General features: G+C 73.3%; 18 protein-coding genes. 7 read left to right on the top strand and 11 right to left on the bottom strand.

Annotated features, from left to right (window positions below):
- Positions 1 to 61 precede the first annotated feature (61 nt).
- A complete protein-coding gene (locus ACIPW5_RS12040) occupies positions 62 to 2,578 on the top strand; it encodes a beta-glucosidase (protein ID WP_401243865.1) in 2,517 nt (838 codons plus the stop codon).
- 100 nt (positions 2,579 to 2,678) lie between these two features.
- On the opposite strand, the gene ACIPW5_RS12035 is transcribed toward ACIPW5_RS12040, so the two are convergent.
- Positions 2,679 to 3,569, bottom strand: a complete 891-nt coding sequence (locus ACIPW5_RS12035; protein WP_401243703.1) for an SGNH/GDSL hydrolase family protein — start codon at positions 3,567 to 3,569, stop codon at positions 2,679 to 2,681.
- A gap of 248 nt (positions 3,570 to 3,817) precedes the next feature.
- Here ACIPW5_RS12035 and ACIPW5_RS12030 point away from each other — a divergent pair, with 248 nt between their 5' ends.
- Positions 3,818 to 4,312, top strand: a complete 495-nt coding sequence (locus ACIPW5_RS12030; protein WP_401243701.1) for a DUF3145 domain-containing protein — start codon at positions 3,818 to 3,820, stop codon at positions 4,310 to 4,312.
- A gap of 57 nt (positions 4,313 to 4,369) precedes the next feature.
- Here ACIPW5_RS12030 and fabF read toward each other — a convergent pair whose 3' ends face one another.
- The 5 genes from fabF to ACIPW5_RS12005 form a co-directional block, all read right to left on the bottom strand.
- Entirely contained in the window at positions 4,370 to 5,635 is a 1,266-nt protein-coding gene (gene fabF, locus ACIPW5_RS12025) for a beta-ketoacyl-ACP synthase II (RefSeq protein WP_401243699.1), read from the bottom strand.
- 79 nt (positions 5,636 to 5,714) lie between these two features.
- On the bottom strand, positions 5,715 to 5,963 hold the full coding sequence (locus tag ACIPW5_RS12020) for an acyl carrier protein (protein WP_401243698.1): 249 nt from the start codon (positions 5,961 to 5,963) through the stop codon (positions 5,715 to 5,717).
- A gap of 55 nt (positions 5,964 to 6,018) precedes the next feature.
- Positions 6,019 to 7,023 carry a ketoacyl-ACP synthase III gene (locus tag ACIPW5_RS12015; RefSeq protein WP_401243696.1) on the bottom strand — a complete coding sequence of 335 codons (1,005 nt, stop codon included), beginning with the start codon at positions 7,021 to 7,023 and terminating at the stop codon, positions 6,019 to 6,021.
- 19 nt (positions 7,024 to 7,042) lie between these two features.
- Entirely contained in the window at positions 7,043 to 7,960 is a 918-nt protein-coding gene (locus tag ACIPW5_RS12010; protein WP_401243694.1) for an ACP S-malonyltransferase, read from the bottom strand.
- Positions 7,961 to 8,049: 89 nt separating this feature from the next.
- On the bottom strand, positions 8,050 to 9,261 hold the full coding sequence (locus ACIPW5_RS12005; RefSeq protein WP_401243692.1) for a PucR family transcriptional regulator: 1,212 nt from the start codon (positions 9,259 to 9,261) through the stop codon (positions 8,050 to 8,052).
- Between the two features lie 81 nt (positions 9,262 to 9,342).
- Between ACIPW5_RS12005 and ACIPW5_RS12000 the strand changes: the two genes are divergently transcribed.
- Entirely contained in the window at positions 9,343 to 10,002 is a 660-nt protein-coding gene (locus ACIPW5_RS12000) for a pirin family protein (RefSeq protein ID WP_401243690.1), read from the top strand.
- Here ACIPW5_RS12000 and ACIPW5_RS11995 read toward each other — a convergent pair.
- Positions 9,999 to 10,820 (bottom strand): serine hydrolase domain-containing protein, encoded by an 822-nt coding sequence (locus ACIPW5_RS11995; RefSeq protein ID WP_401243864.1) that lies wholly within the window; start codon positions 10,818 to 10,820, stop codon positions 9,999 to 10,001. The two genes, ACIPW5_RS12000 and ACIPW5_RS11995, sit on opposite strands and share 4 nt — an antisense overlap.
- Before the next feature lie 54 nt (positions 10,821 to 10,874).
- On the opposite strand from ACIPW5_RS11995, the gene ACIPW5_RS11990 reads away from it, so the two are divergent.
- Positions 10,875 to 11,324 carry a MerR family transcriptional regulator gene (locus ACIPW5_RS11990; RefSeq protein WP_401243688.1) on the top strand — a complete coding sequence of 150 codons (450 nt, stop codon included), beginning with the start codon at positions 10,875 to 10,877 and terminating at the stop codon, positions 11,322 to 11,324.
- Complete coding sequence (locus ACIPW5_RS11985; RefSeq protein WP_401243686.1) at positions 11,321 to 12,343, top strand: aldo/keto reductase; 1,023 nt, start codon at positions 11,321 to 11,323, stop codon at positions 12,341 to 12,343. The genes ACIPW5_RS11990 and ACIPW5_RS11985 overlap by 4 nt, the downstream gene beginning before the upstream one ends.
- A 73-nt stretch (positions 12,344 to 12,416) precedes the next feature.
- On the opposite strand, the gene ACIPW5_RS11980 is transcribed toward ACIPW5_RS11985, so the two are convergent.
- From ACIPW5_RS11980 to ACIPW5_RS11970, 3 genes are all read right to left on the bottom strand, one after another.
- The gene (locus ACIPW5_RS11980; RefSeq protein WP_401243684.1) at positions 12,417 to 13,271 is read right to left on the bottom strand and encodes a DUF4429 domain-containing protein; all 855 of its coding nucleotides are present in this window, start codon (positions 13,269 to 13,271) and stop codon (positions 12,417 to 12,419) included.
- Between the two features lie 96 nt (positions 13,272 to 13,367).
- Positions 13,368 to 14,537 (bottom strand): alpha/beta hydrolase, encoded by a 1,170-nt coding sequence (locus tag ACIPW5_RS11975; RefSeq protein ID WP_401243862.1) that lies wholly within the window; start codon positions 14,535 to 14,537, stop codon positions 13,368 to 13,370.
- A 284-nt stretch (positions 14,538 to 14,821) separates the two neighbouring features.
- On the bottom strand, positions 14,822 to 15,484 hold the full coding sequence (locus ACIPW5_RS11970) for a TetR/AcrR family transcriptional regulator (protein ID WP_401243682.1): 663 nt from the start codon (positions 15,482 to 15,484) through the stop codon (positions 14,822 to 14,824).
- 128 nt (positions 15,485 to 15,612) lie between these two features.
- On the opposite strand from ACIPW5_RS11970, the gene ACIPW5_RS11965 reads away from it, so the two are divergent.
- Both ACIPW5_RS11965 and ACIPW5_RS11960 read left to right on the top strand, forming a co-directional pair.
- Entirely contained in the window at positions 15,613 to 17,211 is a 1,599-nt protein-coding gene (locus tag ACIPW5_RS11965; RefSeq protein WP_401243680.1) for an MFS transporter, read from the top strand.
- 200 nt (positions 17,212 to 17,411) lie between these two features.
- The gene (locus ACIPW5_RS11960) at positions 17,412 to 17,792 is read left to right on the top strand and encodes a peptidase inhibitor family I36 protein (RefSeq protein ID WP_401243678.1); all 381 of its coding nucleotides are present in this window, start codon (positions 17,412 to 17,414) and stop codon (positions 17,790 to 17,792) included.
- On the opposite strand, the gene ACIPW5_RS11955 is transcribed toward ACIPW5_RS11960, so the two are convergent.
- The gene (locus ACIPW5_RS11955) at positions 17,773 to 18,588 is read right to left on the bottom strand and encodes a potassium channel family protein (RefSeq protein ID WP_401243676.1); all 816 of its coding nucleotides are present in this window, start codon (positions 18,586 to 18,588) and stop codon (positions 17,773 to 17,775) included. The genes ACIPW5_RS11960 and ACIPW5_RS11955 overlap by 20 nt on opposite strands.
- Positions 18,589 to 18,602 lie beyond the last annotated feature (14 nt).

The following is an 18,602-nucleotide window of genomic DNA, read 5'->3' as shown; positions in this document are numbered from 1 at the left end:
CGGCATGATGACATCACGAAAAGATTACGAGACCTACCGCTCTACAGGCAACGGGTCCACGATGGGGGCCATCCGCACCGCACCCGCACGCAACGGACGAGGAGGCACGGCCGTGACCGATGCCGTTCAGGTACCCGAAGACCGCGAGGGAGACCGGGCCCGCGAGGACGCCGTGGAAGCGGCGCTGGGCAAGCTGGACCTCGACACCAAGGCCCGCCTGCTGGCCGGCCAGGACATGTGGACCCTGCCCGCCCTCCCCGGGATCGGCCTCGGCTCCCTGGTCATGTCCGACGGGCCCGTCGGGGTCCGCGGCGTGCGCTGGACCGCCGACGACCCCTCGGTCGCCCTGCCCTCCCCGACCGCGCTCGCCGCCTCCTGGGACCCGGACCTGGCCCGCCGCACGGGCCGGCTGCTCGCCCAGGAGGCCCGCCGCAAGGGCGTGCACGTCCTCCTCGCGCCCACCGTCAACCTGCACCGCTCCCCGCTGGGCGGCCGCCACTTCGAGTGCTGCTCCGAGGACCCGTACCTCACCGGGGCCATCGGCAGCGGCTACGTCGGCGGGGTCCAGGAGGGCGGGGTCGCCACCACCGTCAAGCACTTCGTCGGGAACGACGCCGAGACGGAACGCTTCACCGTCGACAGCGTCATCGCCCCGCGCCCGCTGCGCGAGCTCTACCTCGCCCCCTTCGAGGCCATCGTCAGGAACGCCCGCCCCTGGGGCATCATGACCGCCTACAACCGGGTCAACGGCACGACCATGACCGAGCACCACCACCTGGTGAACGAGGTCCTGCGCGCCGAGTGGGGCTTCGACGGCTGCAACGTCTCCGACTGGATGGCCGCCCGCTCCACCACCGGCGACATCCTCGGCGGCCTCGACGTGGCCATGCCCGGCCCGCAGACCGTCTACGGGCCCGCCCTCGCAGCCGCCGTCCGCGCCGGGGAGGTCCCCGAGTCCGCCGTCGACGGGGCCGTGCGCAACGTCCTGCGGCTCGCCGCCCGCGTCGGCGTCCTGGAGGGCGCCCCCGCCGCCGTGCCCCGGCCGCCCGCGCCGGTCGACGGGCAGGCGCTGGCCCGCGAGGTGGCCGCCCGGGGTGCCGTCCTCGTCCGCAACGAAGCCGGCGCCCTGCCGCTGGACGCCGGCCCCGGCCGCACCGTCGCCCTGATCGGCGCCGCCGCCCGCGACGCCCGCGTCCTCGGGGGCGGGTCCGCGACCGTCTTTCCCGAGCGGGTGCTGTCCCCGCTCGACGGGCTCTCCGCCGCGCTGCCCGAGGGCGCGCTCACCTTCGCCGTCGGCGCCGACCCGAGCGACGAACTCGTCCCGGCCGGGCAGGGCTTCGAGCTGCGCGCCGTCTGCCGCGACGCCTCCGGGGCCGTCGTCGGCGAGGGCGGCCTGCCGAGCGGGCAGGTGCAGTGGATCGGCGACGACCTGCCCGAGGGCGCCGCGTACGAGACGATGGCGTCCATCGAGGTCACCGGTACGTACGTGCCGCGCGAGAGCGGCGAGCACGCCTTCGGCACCCGCGGGCTCGGCGCCTTCGCCCTCGCCGTCGGCGGCCGCGTCCTGTGGGAGGGCGTCCAGGGGCAGGGCGACGAGGCCGACCCCTTCGAGGCCTTCTTCGGAGCACCCGCCGAACGCGCCCGGGCCGTCCTCACCGAGGGCGAGCCGGTCGAGGTGTCGCTGACCTACCAGGTGCCCGACATGAGCGGGCTGCCGATGCGGGCGGTCATGTTCTCCCTGCTCCACCTCGGGCCGCGGCGCGACCCCGACGAGCTGATCGCCGAGGCGGTGGAGGCCGCGCGCGCCGCCGACACGGCCGTCGTGGTCGTCGCCACCACCGAGCGGGTGGAGTCCGAGGGCTTCGACCGCACGGACCTGGCCCTGCCCGGCCGCCAGGACGACCTGGTGCGGGCGGTCGCCGCCGCCAACCCGAACACCGTGGTCGTCGTCAACGCGGGCTCCCCGGTGGAGCTGCCCTGGCGCGGGGACGTCGCCGCCGTGCTGCTGACCTGGTTCCCCGGCCAGGAGGGCGGGGCCGCGCTGGCCGACGTGCTCCTCGGGGCGGCGGAGCCCGGCGGGCGGCTGCCCACCACCTGGCCCGCCGTCCTCGCCGACGCGCCCGTCACCGAGGTCGTCCCCGACGGCGGGCGGCTGGAGTACCGGGAGGGGCTGCTCATCGGCTACCGGGCGTACGAGGCCCGGGGGGTGGTGCCCGCCTACCCCTTCGGGCACGGCCTCGGCTACACGGACTGGGCGTACGAGTCCCTGGAGGCGGGCCCCGACCGGGTGCGGGTCCGGCTCACCAACACGGGGACCCGGCCGGGCCGCGAGGTGGTCCAGGTCTACCTGGCGCCCGCCGCCGACCGCGACGGACGCCCGGCCAGCTGGCTGGCCGGCTTCGCGGGCGTGGAGGCCGGCCCCGGCGAGAGCGTCGTCGCGGAGATCGCCCTGCCCGCCCGGGCCTTCGAGATCTGGGACGAGGACGCGCACGGCTGGCGGCGGATCGGCGGCACCTACGAGGTCCGCGCGAGCCGCTCGCACGCCGACACCCGGCTGACCGCCACCCTCGACCTGTGACGCAGGGCCGCCGCGACACGCCGTAGCGCGGAAATGGCCGGAAACAGCCCGTGAACCGGGCCGGAGGCGGACCCTGACACCGCCTCCGGCCCTCCGCGCGTCAACGCGGCGGCGCGGCCGCCGTCACCTGTCGGTGCGCGAGTTCCGCGAGCCGCGCCTGCCCGTCCCGGCCCGGGTGGAACCAGTCCCAGTGGCTCAGCTGGTCCGCCCCGAAGGGGTACTGGAAGACGGCGCCGCCGTCGTAGCGGCACAGCGCGTCGGCCGCGCAGACCTCGCGCAGCACCTCGTTGTACTCGACCACCCGCGCCCGCACCTTCTCCCGGCGGGCGGTGGCCCCCGGCTCGGCCGACAGCGGCTCGGCCAGCATGGACTGACAGATCCCCAGCTTCCAGATCTGCCGGACGAGCGGGTCGTCCTTGCCCTGCTGCCACAGGCGCTGGAGGTCCGGCACGGAGGACACGTACACCTGGGACTCCGGCGAAGTGCTCCGCAGGTCCTTCAGGGCCCGCTCGAACCCGGTGCGGAACTCCGCCACCGGGGTCATCGACGAAGCCGTGGGCCGGCAGGCGTCGTTCGAGCCCACCATGACCGTGACCAGGCCCGGCTTGTGCTGGGCGGCCGAGGCCACCTGCCCCGGGAGGTCCGCCATGCGCGAGCCGGTCACCGCGTAGTTCCAGCTGCGCGCGGGCACCTCGGCGTCGCCCAGCAGCCGGGCCGCCAGCGAGCGGACGGCGGGATCGCTGCCGGTGGCCCAGGAGACCTCCGGGCAGTCGGCCAGCACGGAACAGGCGTCGAAACCACGGGTGATGGAGTCGCCGAGGGCGGCCACCGATGCGGGCGCGGTGTTCCAGCGGGGCGCGGCCTGCGCCCCCCGTTCGCCGCCGGCCGGAGGAGCGGGGGAGTCACAGCCCGTGACCGCCACGGCCAGGACGGCCACCGCCAGGCCCGCGGACGTCCGGCGTGCGCGACGGCGGGCGGCGGTGGTGCGCATCGGGTGGTCCTCCCTCGTCGCCCCCGTGCTTCAGGGGGCGTCCTGCTGAGTGAATGCTCTGTGTTTACGGGCCTTGGAGCGACCGTACGTCACACCATGACCCCTGGCGCACGGTAGCTTTTTCCCGTGGCGTTTCGGCCGCAGGTGCCGTAGCGCAATGTCAAATAATTTCCGTTACATTACATCACGTCACATACTGTCCGTTTTCTGGAGTTTATTCCCGACCTCGTCCCACACTGGAGGTCCCGGTGACGACACGTGGAGTTCTGTACGTGCATTCCGCACCGCGTGCGCTCTGCCCGCACGTGGAATGGGCCGTAGCGGGCGTGCTCGGGGTGCGGGTGAACCTCGACTGGATCCGGCAGCCCGCCTCCCCCGGCACCTGGAGAGCCGAGTTCTCCTGGCAGGCCGAGGCGGGCACCGCCTCGAAACTCGCCTCCGCCCTGCGCGGCTGGCACCTGCTGCGCTTCGAGGTGACCGCCGAACCCTGCGCCACCGCCGAGGGCGAGCGCTACAGCTCCACGCCGGAGCTGGGCATCTACCACGCCGTCACCGGCATGCACGGGGACATCCTGATCCCCGAGGACCGGCTCCGCGCGGCGCTGGCCCGGTCCGCGCGCGGCGAGACCGACCTGGAAGCGGAGATCGCCAAGCTGCTCGGCAAGCCCTGGGACGACGAACTGGAGCCCTTCCGCTACGCCGGCGAGGGAGCCCCGGTCCGCTGGCTCCACCAGGTGGTCTGAACACACACGAAGGCCCCGCCCGGCAGTTGCCGGGCGGGGCCTTCGCGCTGAACGGGATCAGACGGTCCGGAACGCCAGGGAGACGTTGTGGCCGCCGAAGCCGAAGGAGTTGTTGATCGCGGAGATCGGACCCTCGACCGGGAGCTTGCGGGGCTCGCCGCGCACGATGTCCGCGTCGATGTCCTCGTCCAGCTCGTCGATGTTGATCGTCGGCGGGGCGATCCGGTGGTACAGCGCCAGCACGGTGGCGACCGTCTCGATACCGCCCGCGCCGCCCAGCAGGTGACCGGTCATCGACTTCGTCGCGGAGATCGCGATGTGGTCGAGGTCGTCGCCCAGGACCTTGCGCAGGGCCTTCACCTCCGCCGTGTCACCCTGCGGGGTGGACGTGGCGTGCGCGTTGACGTGGACCAGCTCGGCCGGGTCCAGCTGCGTGTTGTCGAGCAGGTTCTGCAGGGCGGCGGCGACGCCGCGGCCCGTCGGCTCCGGCTGCGCGATGTGGTGGCTGTCCGCGGACAGGCCCTGGCCCAGCACCTCGCAGTAGACGCGGGCGCCGCGCTTGGCCGCGTGCTCGGCGGACTCCAGCACCACGACACCGGCGCCCTCGCCGAGGACGAAGCCGTCTCGGGCCTTGTCGTACGGGCGGGAGGCCGTGGTGGGGCTCTCGTTGTTCTTGGACATCGCCATCATGTTGGCGAACGCCGCGATCGGCAGCGGGTGGATCGCCGCCTCGGTACCGCCGGCGACGACCACGTCGGCACGGCCGGTACGGATCATCTCGACGGCGTAGCCGATGGCCTCGGCGCCGGACGCGCACGCGCTGACCGGGGTGTGCACACCGGCGCGGGCGTTGACCTCCAGGCCGACGTTGGCCGAGGGGCCGTTCGGCATGAGCATGGGAACGGTGTGCGGGGAGACCCGGCGCACACCCTTCTCCTTCAGTACGTCGTACTGGTCGAGCAGGGTGGTGACGCCGCCGATGCCGGAGGCGATCACGGTGCCCAGGCGCTCGGGGACGACGGTCTCGTCCTCGCCGGCCGGGGCGGTGTAACCCGCGTCGGCCCAGGCCTCGCGGGCCGCGATGAGGGCGAACTGTGCCGAGCGGTCGAGCTTGCGGGCCAGCGGGCGGGGCAGGACCTCACCCGGGTCCACTGCGGCCTGGGCGGCGATGCGGACCGGCAGTTCGGCGAAGCGCTCGCCCTCCAGGGGCGAGACGCCGGACCGGCCGGCGAGCAGACCTTCCCAGGTCGAAGCGCTGTCGCCACCCAGCGGAGTGGTTGCGCCGATACCGGTGACGACCACGGTGCGATTGGTCGGGCTCACAGGAATTCTTTCTCCACGTCTAAGGGGGTGCTGAATTGTCACGGCGCCACCGCCGGGTGGCGACAAACGCTCGTCAGGCTCAGGCCTGGTTGTCGAGGATGTACTTCGCGGCGTCGCCGACCGTCTTGAGGTTCTTGACGTCCTCGTCCGGGATCTTGACGTCGAAGCGCTCTTCGGCGGCGACGACGACCTCGACCATGGACAGCGAGTCGACGTCCAGGTCGTCGGTGAAGGACTTGTCGATCTCGACGTCCTCGACCGGGATGCCCGCGATCTCGTTGACGATCTCCGCGAGACCGGCGACGATTTCTTCCTGCGTGGCGGCCATGTGGCGCTCCTTCTGTAGCTAACTGGTGGATCAGGGGCGGGAAGTGATCCCGGCCCTAGGGGAGGGTAACGACCGTCGCGGCGTAGACGAGCCCCGCCCCGAAGCCGATGACGAGCGCGGTGTCGCCGCTCTTCGCCGCTCCGGTCGCCAGGAGCCGCTCCATGGCGAGCGGGATCGAGGCGGCCGACGTGTTGCCGGTGGTTTCCACGTCACGGGCGACCGTGACGTGCTCCGGCAGCTTGAGAGTCTTCACCATCGAGTCGATGATCCGCATGTTGGCCTGGTGCGGAATGAAGACGTCCAGGTCATCCGGGGTGATCCCGGCGGCGTCGAGCGCCTGCTGGGCCACCTTGGCCATCTCGAAGACGGCCCAGCGGAAGACCGCCTGGCCCTCCTGCGTGATGGCCGGGAACTTCTCGCCGCCGTCCTTGCCGAGGTACTCGTCCCACGGCACGGTCTGCTTGATGGTCTCGGACTTGTCGCCCTCCGAACCCCACACCGTGGGGCCGATGGCCGGCTCGTCCGAGGGGCCGACGACCACGGCGCCGGCGCCGTCGCCGAACAGGAAGGCCGTCGCGCGGTCCTCCAGGTCGGTCAGGTCCGAGAGCCGCTCGACGCCGATGACGAGCACGTACGCGGCGGAACCTTCCACCACCATGCCCTTGGCGAGCGTCAGGCCGTAGCCGAAGCCGGCACAGCCCGCGGAGATGTCGAACGCGGCGGGCTTGCCCGCGCCGATCCGGTGCGCGATCTCCGTCGCGACCGCCGGGGTCTGCTTGAAGTGCGAGACCGTCGAGACGATCACCGCACCGATCTGCTCGGGGGACACACCGGCGTCGGCGAGCGCCTTGCCGGAAGCCTCCACCGACATCGCGGCGACCGTCTCCTGGGGCGAGGCCCAGTGCCGGGACGCGATGCCCGAGCGGGAACGGATCCACTCGTCGGAGGAGTCGATCGTCTCGAGGATGACCTCGTTGGGCACCACACGGGTCGGGCGGTAGCCGCCGACGCCGAGGATGCGGGCGTAAGGGGAGCCCTTGGCCGGCTTGATCTTGGACATGCTGTGTGGGCTCCTTCTCTCAGGCCGTCTGCTCGGCGATGAGCGCCTTGGCCTTGTCGAGATCGTCCGGCGTCTTCAGTGCCACGCTGGGCACGCCCTTGAGCGCGCGCTTGGCCAGACCCGTCAGGGTGCCGCCCGGGGACAGCTCGATGATCCCGGTGACGCCCAGCTCGGCGAACTTCTCCATGCACAGGTCCCAGCGGACCGGGTTCGCGACCTGGCCGACCAGGCGGGCGACGACGTCGGCGCCCGAGGTGACGACGAGGCCGTCCTTGTTGGAAACGTACGCCAGCGCCGGGTCCGCCGGAGCGAGGGCCTCGGCGGCCTTCTCCAGCGTGGCGACCGCGGGGGCCATGTGGTGCGTGTGGAAGGCGCCCGCGACCTTGAGCGGGACGACCTTCATGGAGCCCTCGGGCTTCTCGGCGACCAGGGCCTCGATCTGCTCCGCGGTGCCGGCGGCCACGATCTGGCCCGCACCGTTGATGTTGGCCGGGGTCAGGCCGAGCTTCTCCAGGTGGGCGACGACCACGTCCTGGTCACCGCCCAGCACCGCGGCCATACCGGTCTCGGTGACGGCGGCGGCCTCGGCCATGCCCAGACCGCGGGTGCGGACGAAGGACAGTGCGTCGCCCTCGCTCAGCACACCGGCGACGGCGGCCGCGGTGATCTCACCGACGCTGTGGCCCGCGACGGCACCGAAGGCCGTCGGCGCACCGAGCGCGGAAGCGGACAGCAGGCCGGCCGCGACCAGCAGCGGCTGGGCCACCGCCGTGTCGCGGATCTCGTCCGCGTCGGCGTTCGTGCCGTAGTGGGCGAGGTCGAGCCCGATGGCGTCGGACCACCCCGCGACGCGTTCGGCGGCGCCGGGGAGTTCGAGCCAGGGAGTCAGGAAGCCGGGCGTCTGAGCGCCTTGGCCGGGAGCGACGAGTACGAGCACCCTCACACTCTCTCTTGTTGATGGTCTCCGCCGCCCGTGGGGACAGGGACGAAGAACCGTCGGGCTAATTGTTGATGTCCGACAAAAGTCTAGGGCTGCTGATCTCCGTCGGCCAGACGCCCGAGGATCAGGGCGATCCGCAGCGTGAACGCCGAACGGACATCGGACGGCGACCAGCCGGTGACGTCGGTCACACGTCGGAGCCGGTAGCGCACCGTGTTGGGGTGGACGAACAGCATCCGCGCCGCCCCCTCCAGGCTGCTGGCCTGCTCCAGGTAGACGCTCAGCGTCTCCAGCAGGGCCGAGCCCGCCTCTTCCAGAGGTCTGTAGATCTCCTCCACCAGCTGCTCCCTGGCCGAGGGATCCGAGGCGATCGCGCGCTCGGGCAGGAGATCGTCCGCCAGCACCGGACGCGGCGCGTCCTGCCAGGCCGTGCAGGCCTTCAGGCCGGCCGCCGCGGCCTGCGCGGACTTCGTGGCGTTCAGCAGGTCGGGGACCACCGGGCCCGCCACCACCGGACCGGCGGCGAACGGCCCGATCAGGTGCTTCGCCACCTGCATCGGGTTGTCGCTGCCGCCCGCGATCACCACCAGGCGGTCGCCGAGCACCCCGGTGAGCACCTGGAGCTTGTGGTGGCGGGCCGCACGGCGGATCGCCTCCACCGTCAGCTCGCTGTCCCCCTCCGGGGCGGTGCCCAGGACCACGCACACGTGCTCCGGGGAGTTCCAGCCGAGCGCCGCGGCCCGCGACAGCGCGCCCTCGTCGGCCTCGCCCGACAGCACGGCGTTCACGACCAGGGACTCCAGCCGGGCGTCCCACGCGCCGCGCGCCTCGGCGGCCTGCGCGTAGACCTGGGCGGTCGCGAAGGCGATCTCCCGGGCGTACACCAGCAGCGCCTCGCGCAGGATCGACTCGTCCCCGGGGGCCGCCACCTCGTCGATCGCGGCCTCCATGACCTCGATCGTCGTACGCACCATCTCGACGGTCTGGCGCAGCGTGATCGCCCGGGTCAGCTCGCGCGGAGCCGTCCCGAAGACGTCGGTGGAGATGGCCTGCGGGGTCTCCGGGTGCCGGAACCACTCCGTGAAGGCGGCGATGCCGGCCTGCGCCACCAGGCCGATCCACGACCGGTTCTCCGGCGGCATCGCCCGGTACCAGGGCAGGTTCTCGTCCATCCGCGCGATGGCGTTGGCGGCGAGGCGGCCGGAGGACTTCTCCAGCCGGCGCAGCGTCGCGGCGTGCGGGTGGACCGGATGCGCGGGGCGCACCTCGGGGGACTGCTCACGTTCGGGTTGGGGCACGGGACAAGACTGCCTTATCGGCGGCCCGGCTCGGACTCGGGTCCGCGCGGCGGCCCCCGGCCGGCGGCTACGGTGGCCCACATGATCGATGTACGCCGCGCCGCCGACCGGTACGCGGGCGGGGATCCGGACGCCGGGATCACCACCCGCCACGCCTTCTCCTTCGGGTCCTTCTACGACCCCGACAACATCCGGTTCGGTCCGGTGCTGGCCTGCAACGAGGAGGGCCTGGCGCCCGGCGCGGGCTTCGACGAGCACCCGCACAGCCACACCGAGATCGTCACCTGGGTGGTGGAGGGCGAGCTCACCCACCGGGACAGCACCGGCGGCCACGCCGGCACGGTCCGGCCGGGGGACGTCCAGCGGCTCGGCGCCGGATCCGGGGCGCGGCACGTCGAGCGCAACGACGGCGCGGTTCCACTGAGGTTCGTGCAGATGTGGCTCGCGCCGCTGACCGCGGGCGGGGAGCCCTCGTACGAGGTCGTGCGGGACCTCGCGGACGGTGTCCCCTACGAGGTCCCGGCGGCGGGCGCGGTGCTGCACGTCCGGCGGCCGGGCGCGGGCGAGCGGGTCCCCGTACCGGCGGCCGAGCGGGTCTACCTGCACGTGGTGCGCGGGGACCTGCGCCTCGACGGCGAGGAGCTGGGCCCGGGGGACTCGGCGCGGATCACCGGCGAGCAGGGCCTGGAGATCACCGCCGGGTCCCCGGGGGAGCTGCTGATCTGGGAGCTGCCGGCCTAGCGGGCCGTCCGGAGCTCCGCGAGGACCGCGTCGGTGAAGGGGGTCCAGGCCTCCACGGCCCAGGGGCCGAAGGCGCGGTCGGTCAGCGCCACGCAGGCGGCGCGGACGTCGGGGTCCACCCACAGGAAGGTGCCGGACTGGCCGAAGTGGCCGAAGGTGCGCGGGGAGGAGGTCAGGCCCGTCCAGTGCGGGGACTTGCCGTCGCGGATCTCCAGGCCGAGGCCCCAGTCGTTGGGGGACTGGTGCCCGTACCCCGGCAGGACGCCCTTGAGGCCGGGGTGGATCACGGAGGTGGCCTCGGCGACGGTGCGGACGTCCAGCAGCCGGGGTGCCTGGAGCTCGGCGGCGAAGCGCACGAGGTCCGTGACGGTGGAGACGCCGTCCTTGGCGGGGGAGCCCTCCAGGCTGGAGGAGGCCATGCCCAGCGGCTCGAAGACGGCCTGGTGCAGGTACTCCGCGAAGGGGATCCCGGTGGCCTTGGCGAGGTGGTCGCCGAGCACCTCGAAACCGGCGTTGGAGTAGAGCCGGCGCTGTCCGGGCGGGGCGGTCGCGAGGTGCTCGTCGAAGGCCAGGCCGCTGGTGTGGGCGAGGAGGTGACGGACCGTCGACCCCTCGGGTCCGGCGGGTTCGTCCAGTTCGAGCGCCCCCTCCTCGTACGCGACGAGGACGGCGTACGCGGCGAGCGGCTTGGTGACCGAGGCGAGCGGGAAGCGGCGGTCCGTGTCCCCGTGGGAGCCGGCGAGGCTCCCGTCGGCGCGTACGACGGCCGCGGCGGCGGCGGGTACCGGCCAGGACTCGATGGTCCGCAGGCTGTGCATGGTCTCCATGCGGCCGAGCCTACTTGCTTGGAGTGCACTCCAGGGTTCTAGCGTATGGCCATGAGCCTGACGGAGACGCGGTACACGATCAGCGAGGTCGAGGCGCGGACCGGTCTGACCCAGCACACCCTGCGCTGGTACGAGCGGATCGGCCTGATGCCGCACGTGGACCGCTCCCATTCGGGGCAGCGCAGGTTCACCGACAAGGACCTCGGCTGGCTGGCCTTCGTGGGCAAGCTGCGCGCGACGGGGATGTCGGTGGCGGACATGGTCCGCTACGCCGAACTCGTCCGCGAGGGGGAGCACACCGTCGACGAGCGCCGCGAGCTGCTGGAGCGGACGCGCCGCGAGGTGCTGGCGCGCCTCGCGGAGCTGACGGACGCGCTCGGCGTACTCGACTTCAAGATCAACATGTATGCGATGAACACGGTCGGCACGGTCGGCACGACGGGCCGCACACAGACGACGAGCGCCGAGGCGGTCGCGGGGAAGGCACGGTTATGACGGAGCACGACAGCCCCATCGAGCGGACCGAACTGGGCAAGGGCGGACCGGTCGTGGGCGTCCAGGGCCTCGGCTGCATGGGCATGAGCGAGTTCTACGGGGAGACCGACGAGACGGCCGCCCGCGCGACCCTGGACGCGGCCCTGGCCGCCGGGGTCACCCTCTTCGACACCGCCGACGTCTACGGGCGCGGCGCCAACGAGGAGTTCCTGGCCCCCTTCGTGGCCGCCCACCGGGACGAGATCACCCTCGCCACGAAGTTCGCCATCGAGCGCAACGACGACCCGCTGTACCGGGGCATCCGCAACGACCGGGCGTACGTCCGCCAGGCGGTCGAGGACAGCCTGCGGCGGCTGGGCGTCGAGGTGATCGACCTGTACTACATGCACCGCCGCGACCCCGAGGTCCCGTTCGCGGAGTCGGTGGGCACCATGGCCGAGCTGGTGCAGGAGGGCAAGGTGCGCCACCTGGGCCTCAGCGAGGTCACCGGGCCCGAGCTGCGCGAGGCGTACGCCGTGCACCCCATCGCGGCGGTCCAGTCGGAGTGGTCGCTGTTCAGCCGGGACGTGGAGCGCAGCGCGGTCGGCGCGGCGGCGGAGCTGGGCGTGGCCTTCGTGCCGTACTCCCCGCTCGGCCGGGGCTTCCTCACCGGTGCGTTCGCGGACGCGGCGGCGGAGCTGTCGGCCGACGACTTCCGGCAGTACCAGCCCCGGTACACCGGCGACAACGCCCGGGCCAACGCGGCCCTGCTGGCCCCGGTCCGGGAGATCGCGGCCGCGCACGGGGCGACGGCGGCGCAGGTCGCGCTGGCCTGGGTGCAGCAGCGGGCGGCCGTGCACGGCCTGACGGTCGTCCCGATCCCCGGCACGCGCAAGCCGAGCCGGCTGCGGGAGAACGCCGCCGCGACCCGGATCACCCTGACGGGCGCCGAACTGGCCCTGCTGGAGCCGCTCGCCGGGCAGGTGGCCGGCGCCCGCTACCCGGACATGGCCTTCACCTCGGACTCCCGCGAGGTGTAGCGCCGCGGGTCCCGCGCGACGGCCCCGCCCGGCCGGGGCGTCCGCGACCGGTGCGGGACCGGGCCCGACGGGCTCAGGCCCCGGCGGCGAAGCGGTCGCGGAGCGTCGCGTACTCGGCGTCCGTCAGCAGGCCCGTGCTGTGCAGCTCGCTCAGGTGGGTCAGCCGGTCGTCGGACGCCCGCGCCCGCGGGACCGCGGCCACCGGGGCCCGCTCGCGCAGCGCGGCGAGCACGGCGGCCGCGAACGGTAGCGACTCGTGCACCGCCCCGTACCCCACCCCGAACACCGCGGCCGCGAGGTCGTGGTCCGGGGTGACGGGGTCCGCGGCGGTGTCCCGGAGCCGCAGCCGCAGGTACCCGCCGCCGGGGCGGTCCGGGGAGGCCCACTCGACGCCGGAGAGGCCGGCCAGGGCGAAGCGCTGGTCGCCCGCCCGCCACTTGGCGCTGCTGGCACCCGTGCGGGACCAGTGGAAGGTGACCGCGGAGCCGTCGAAGCCCAGCCGGGCGTCGTACGCCTTCAGCTGGAGCGGCGGCTGCGGCACCTCGACGAGGAAGCGGTCGGCGGGCTCGGCGGAACCGGGGCCCAGCCGCTCGCGCACGGCGTCGGCGAAGGCCGCGGCCTGCGCCGCCCGGTCCCCGGGCAGCACCAGCCGGTACGGGTCGCAGGCCTCCTTCAGCTGCCCGGCGGCAGCCTCCATCAGCGGATCGGCACCCGCGCGCGGCTCGGCGCGCAGCACCACCGTGTCCCGCCGGCCCATCGCCCCGGCGGCGGCGTTCACGTTCACCCCGGACAACGCTTCCAGGGGGATCCGGCGCTCACCCAGCGCGTTCCAGAGCCGTGGAGTTCGCATCCCCCGTGCGAAGCGGATGAGCACCGAGTCCGAGTCGAACTCCCAGACGGCATGATTTCCGGCCAGTACGTCACCCATGCGGCACATGGTAAGGGGACGCGCCCCCGCGCGTCCCCCTCGTCTTCCGGCCCGATTTTTCTGCTTGCTACGGGTGCGTGGCGGGGGACACCCCCGTCAGTCACCGTCCGTGGCGGAAATTCCGAGCCGGCAGTCGTCGCTCCCGTTCGCGCACGCGACGGAACCGAAGGCGCCGGTTCCGATCTTGGCGAAGTTGTCGAGCGAGGCCGTGCCTGGCTCGAAATAACCGGTGTGGCTCCTGGCCCCCTCCGAGGACAGCAGCCGCGAGCCGAAGCCCGGGGACACCGGGTCCGCGCCGTGGCCCAGCCCGCCGACCTCCAGGTGCGGCACGCCGGAGATCCAGTCGCCCTCGTCGCGCATCGCCCAGACCCGGGCCGAGGTGTGCAGTCCGGCGACGTTCTCGGTGCGCATGCCGGGGCTGCCCGCGACCACCAGGTCGGTCACCCGCTCGGGCAGCCGGTGCGCGGCCACGCCGCACACGACCGAGCCGTAGCTGTGGCAGAACAGGGCCACGTCCGCGTCCCCGGGCAGGGCCGCGGCCAGGGACTCCAGCCGTGCGGCGCCCTGGACGGCGAGCCTGCCGGTGGCGGCGTCCACGCCGACCCCGGTGGGGGCGGTGTAGCCGGCCCAGGCGATGACGGCGGTACGGGCGGCCGGGGCGCTCGCGAGCTCGGCCTCGTAGAGGGAGCGGGCCATGCCGGCGGGGGCGGTGAGGCGGCGCTGCGAGCGCTCGAAGGTGAGCGCGTCGGTGTCGACGCCGGGGACGACCACCGAGACCCGGCGGGCCGCCGAGAGGTCGCCGAAGACCTCGGCGACGAGGCCGCTGCCGGTGGGGTCGAAGACGAGGACCTGCCGGCCGGGCTCGGCCAGGGACTCGAAGCGGTGGGCGCGCTTGAGGGCGGTGGCCCGGTCGGAGGGGGTCAGGGCGACGTCCCGGCCCCGGGACTCCTCCAGCCGCGCGGCCTGCGCGAGGGAGCGGCGGTTGGCCCGGTAGCGGAGCTCGGCGGGGACCCCGTCGAGGTTGCCGACCACGAGCGGGTAGCCGTCGGCGAGGTGGCTGCGCTGGGTGCCGTCGAGGTCGGCGAAGAAGCGGGCGACCGTGCGTACGGGGGCGTCGGCGGGCGGTACGGCCCGGCCGTCGACCCGGGCGGTGGCCCACGCGACGAGCTCGGCGGCCCGTGCCTGGATCCCGGCGTCGGGGCGGTGCACGGCGGTCCAGCCGGTCGTCGCCAGCATCAGGAACACGACGCCGAGCGCGAGCAGCATGCGCAGGGCGGCGGGGCGCGCGGAGGCGTCCGGGACGGCGGGGGCGGGGCGGCCGGGCAGGTTCACTGGAGCCAGACTAGGAGACCGGTGGAGGCTGCGGCGCGCCAGGTGACCGGGCTCACGGCCGGTCGTGGGACACATCTCCCCGCCGATCACGCTCCGTTGCGGTTCCGGGCGGGTCCGCGCAGGGTCCCGCGAGGGCCCCGCGAGCCGCTCCCGGTGGCGCCCTCCGGAGGGGTCCGGACCGGGACGGAACGGGCCGGAACGCCCGGTACCAGGCCGGATCAGCCCGCTGCGGGCACCCGGCGCCAGTCCGCCGCCAGGGCCGGGCCGATCTGGTCGAGGTAGGCCACGGTCATCCGCCGGATCGCGGCCACGCTGGCGTCCTCGCCCTGTCCCCAGAGCCGGCCCGTGACGCGCATCACGCCGCAGAACGCCGCCACCGCCACCCGCGGCCGCGGGTCGGACTCCACGTCGAGCCCCTCGCGGGCGGCGATCAGCCGGGAGACTTCCTCCTCCAGTTCGGCGGAGCGCCGCAGGTGTACGGCGAGCAGGGCCGGGGTGGACTCGATCAGCTGGTAGCTGCGCATGTAGAGGTCCACGGGCACCACGTCGGAGATGGCCTCCCCGACGGTGTCCCAGGAGGCGAGCACGGCGTTGCGCATGGCCTCCAGCGGGCCCTCGGAGGCCGGCCGGGCCCGCAGGGCGGTGAGGAAGTGGGACTCGACCACGTCCTGTACGGCGAACGCGACCTCCTCCTTGTTGGCGAAGTACCGGAAGAAGGTGCGCTGGGAGACCTCGACGGTGTCGGTGATCTCGTCGACCGTGGTCCGCTCGTAGCCCTGCGAGACGAACAGGAGCAGGGCGGCGCGCAGCAGCGCGTCCCGGGTGCGGCGCTTCTTGCGCTCGCGCAGTCCGGCCGCCGGCGCGGGCCGCTCGTCGGTCATCGCCGCGGGGTCCTCTCTGATCCTGATCTGACGCTGAGTAAGCGGTCAGGGTACCTGTGACGGACCTGACAGCCGCTGTCGCGTTAAGCCGTTTGTGAAGTGTCAGTGACTGTCACTAGCCTGTTCGCATGACAAGTCAGATCACGCTCGCCAAGGAAACGGGCCCGGATCCGGCGGCGCGCGCCGGTCTGCGCGGCCACCCCTGGCTCACCCTGTTCGCCGTGGCCGTCGGCGTCATGATGGTCACCCTCGACGGCACGATCGTCGCCGTCGCCAACCCCGCCATCCAGAAGGACCTCGGCGCCAGCCTCGCCGAGGTGCAGTGGATCACCAACGGCTACCTGCTGGCCCTCGCGGTCTCCCTGATCACCGCCGGCAAGCTCGGCGACCGCTTCGGACACCGCCAGACCTTCCTCATCGGCATCGCGGGCTTCGCGCTCTCCTCGGCGGCGATCGGCCTGTCCACCGGCGTCGGGCTGGTCATCGGCTTCCGCGTCGCCCAGGGCCTCTTCGGCGCCCTGCTGATGCCGGCCGCCCTCGGCCTGCTGCGCGCCACCTTCCCCGCCGAGAAGCTCAACATGGCCATCGGCATCTGGGGCATGGTCATCGGCGCCTCCACCGCCGCCGGCCCCATCGTCGGCGGCCTGCTCGTCGAGCACGTCAGCTGGCAGTCCGTCTTCTTCATCAACGTGCCGGTCGGCGTGATCGCCCTGCTCCTCGGCCTGGTCATCCTGCTCGACCACCGGGCCGAGAACGCCCCGCGCTCCTTCGACCTGCCGGGCATCGTGCTGCTGTCGGCCGCGATGTTCTCCCTGATCTGGGCGCTGATCAAGGCCGCCGAGTGGGGCTGGGGCGACGCGAAGACCCTGCTCTTCCTGGGCGCCTCGGTGCTGTGCTTCGTGCTCTTCGCCGTCTGGGAGACCAAGGTCTCCGAGCCGCTGATCCCGCTCGGCATGTTCCGCTCGCTGCCGCTGTCCGCAGGCACCGTGCTGATGGTGCTGATGGCCTTCGCCTTCATGGGCGGCCTCTTCTTCGTCACGTTCTACCTGCAGAACGTGCACGGCATGAGCCCGGTCGACAGCGGCCTGCACCTGCTGCCCCTCACCGGCATGATGATCGTCGGCTCACCGCTGGCCGGAGCCGCCATCACCAAGGTCGGCCCGCGGATCCCGCTGGTCGCCGGCATGGTCGCCACCGCCGTCGCCTGCTTCGGCATGGCCCGGCTCACCCCCGACACCGGCACGCTCACCATGTCCCTCTGGTTCGCCCTCCTCGGCCTCGGCCTGGCGCCCGTCATGGTCGGCGCCACCGAGGTCATCGTCGGCAACGCCCCGCTGGAGCTGTCCGGTGTGGCGGGAGGCCTCCAGCAGGCGGCCATGCAGGTCGGCGGCAGCCTCGGCACCGCCGTCCTCGGAGCCGTCATGGCGGCCGAGGTCAGTGATACTTTCGGGGACAACTGGCAGTCCGCCGGCCTGCCCCCGCTCACCCCCGAACAGCTCGCCCTCGCGGAGACGGGCGTGCAGGTCGGCATCGCCCCCGTGCCGCCCGGGGCGCCCGAGCCGGTGGCACAGACCATCGCCGGCGTCGCGCACGACACCTTCGTGTCCGGCATGAGCACGGCCTTCACCTGCGCCGCGGTCGTCGCCGTCCTCGCCGCGGTCGTGGCCTGCTTCACCAAGCGCGGGCAGAACGCCGAGGCCGGAGCGGGCGCGGCAGCCCACATCTGAGCGGCCCGCCCATCCGTTACGAGTACGTCAACCCCGCACCCGCCACAGCCCCGCCGGACGGTTCCGGCGGGGCTGTCGCCTATCCGGGTGGACCCGCCCGCAGCCCCTTCCGCACGACTGTCACCGCAGGTCAGCGTTGGTGTCGACGGAGCGCCGGCCGGAGTCCGGAGCCCGTCCGTCAAGGAGGAGTTGACCCCGTCATGCGTACGTGGAGCACCGCACGAGCCACCACCCTCGCCGCCGCCCTGCTGGCCGCCGCCAGCCTCGTGCCCGGCACCGCCACCGGCGCCCACGCGGCCGGCCCGCCCTGCGCCACCGGGCAGCTGTGCCTGTGGGCGAAACCGGACTTCAAGGGCACCAGGCAGGTCCACGACCTGAGCACCCTCGACATCAACAGCTGCACCGCCCTGCCCGCCGGCCCCGCCTACCAGTCGCTGGTCAACCGGACCGGGCGGCCGGTGACCACGTACCAGTCCGCCGAGTGCGCGGAGACCGGCGAGTTCCAGACCTACCCGGGCGACGGGACCTGGCTGCCGCAGTCCGCCTTCCAGATCAGGGCCTTCAAGATCTGGGAACGCTAGCCTCCGCCTGCTCGCCGGCGGCGGGACCGGCGGCGGGACCGGCGGCGGCCTGGGCGGGCATCGCGCCCTGGCCGCCGCCGCCCAGCTGCGCGACCTCGGCGCGCAGCGCCCGTACCTCCTCCTGGAGTTCCCGGATCGCCGCCAGCTGGATCCGCTCCGCCTGGTCGTCCCGTTCGAAGCGGGCGATGAACCAGGCGGCGATGTTGGCGGTCACCACACCGAGCAGGGCGATCCCCGACAGCATCAGCCCGACCGCCAGCACGCGGCCCAGACCGGTGGTGGGGGAGTGGTCCCCGTACCCGACCGTGGTCATCGTGGTGAAGGACCACCACACCGCGTCGCCCAGGTTCCTGATGTTGCCGTCGGGGGCGTCCCGCTCCACGCTCAGCACCGCGAGCGACCCGAACATCAGCAGCCCCACCACGGCCCCCGCCACATAGGTGGTCAGCCGGATCTGCGGAGCCATCCGCGCCCGCCGCCCCACCAGCATCAAGGTGGCCACCAGCCGCAGCAGCCGCAGCGGCTGCACCAGTGGCAGCACCACCGCGGCCAGGTCCAGCCAGTGCGTGCGCACGAAGTGCAGCCGGTCCCGCGTCAGCCCCAGCCGCACCAGGTAGTCGAGGGCGAAGGCACCCCACACCGCCCACTCCAGGTGGGTGCACGCCCGGTGCACCTCCTCACCGGCGTCCGGCGCGACGATCGGCACGGCGTAGGCGACGGCGAACGCCACGGCGAGCACCAGCAGGGGAAGCTGCGTACGGCGCTCCCACCGCGCCTGACGTGAGGTTTCCTTCATGCCGAGCATCGTAG

This window comes from Streptomyces sp. NPDC090077, assembly GCF_044747545.1.
Classification (GTDB): Bacteria; Actinomycetota; Actinomycetes; order Streptomycetales; family Streptomycetaceae; genus Streptomyces.
This window is presented reverse-complemented; position numbering and strand designations above follow the sequence as displayed.

Coding starts and splice junctions, on each gene's coding strand:
- ACIPW5_RS11980 (WP_401243684.1), bottom strand. CDS start 13,271: ATGGGTGACGTACTGGCCGGAAATCATGCCGTCTGGGAGTTCGACTCG.
- ACIPW5_RS11985 (WP_401243686.1), top strand. CDS start 11,321: ATGACGGAGCACGACAGCCCCATCGAGCGGACCGAACTGGGCAAGGGC.
- ACIPW5_RS11970 (WP_401243682.1), bottom strand. CDS start 15,484: ATGACCGACGAGCGGCCCGCGCCGGCGGCCGGACTGCGCGAGCGCAAG.
- ACIPW5_RS12015 (WP_401243696.1), bottom strand. CDS start 7,023: ATGTCCAAGATCAAGCCGGCCAAGGGCTCCCCTTACGCCCGCATCCTC.
- ACIPW5_RS11990 (WP_401243688.1), top strand. CDS start 10,875: ATGGCCATGAGCCTGACGGAGACGCGGTACACGATCAGCGAGGTCGAG.
- ACIPW5_RS11965 (WP_401243680.1), top strand. CDS start 15,613: ATGACAAGTCAGATCACGCTCGCCAAGGAAACGGGCCCGGATCCGGCG.
- ACIPW5_RS12035 (WP_401243703.1), bottom strand. CDS start 3,569: ATGCGCACCACCGCCGCCCGCCGTCGCGCACGCCGGACGTCCGCGGGC.
- ACIPW5_RS12000 (WP_401243690.1), top strand. CDS start 9,343: ATGATCGATGTACGCCGCGCCGCCGACCGGTACGCGGGCGGGGATCCG.
- ACIPW5_RS12020 (WP_401243698.1), bottom strand. CDS start 5,963: ATGGCCGCCACGCAGGAAGAAATCGTCGCCGGTCTCGCGGAGATCGTC.
- ACIPW5_RS11955 (WP_401243676.1), bottom strand. CDS start 18,588: ATGAAGGAAACCTCACGTCAGGCGCGGTGGGAGCGCCGTACGCAGCTT.
- ACIPW5_RS11975 (WP_401243862.1), bottom strand. CDS start 14,537: ATGCTGCTCGCGCTCGGCGTCGTGTTCCTGATGCTGGCGACGACCGGC.
- ACIPW5_RS11995 (WP_401243864.1), bottom strand. CDS start 10,820: ATGCACAGCCTGCGGACCATCGAGTCCTGGCCGGTACCCGCCGCCGCC.
- ACIPW5_RS12040 (WP_401243865.1), top strand. CDS start 62: ATGGGGGCCATCCGCACCGCACCCGCACGCAACGGACGAGGAGGCACG.
- ACIPW5_RS11960 (WP_401243678.1), top strand. CDS start 17,412: ATGCGTACGTGGAGCACCGCACGAGCCACCACCCTCGCCGCCGCCCTG.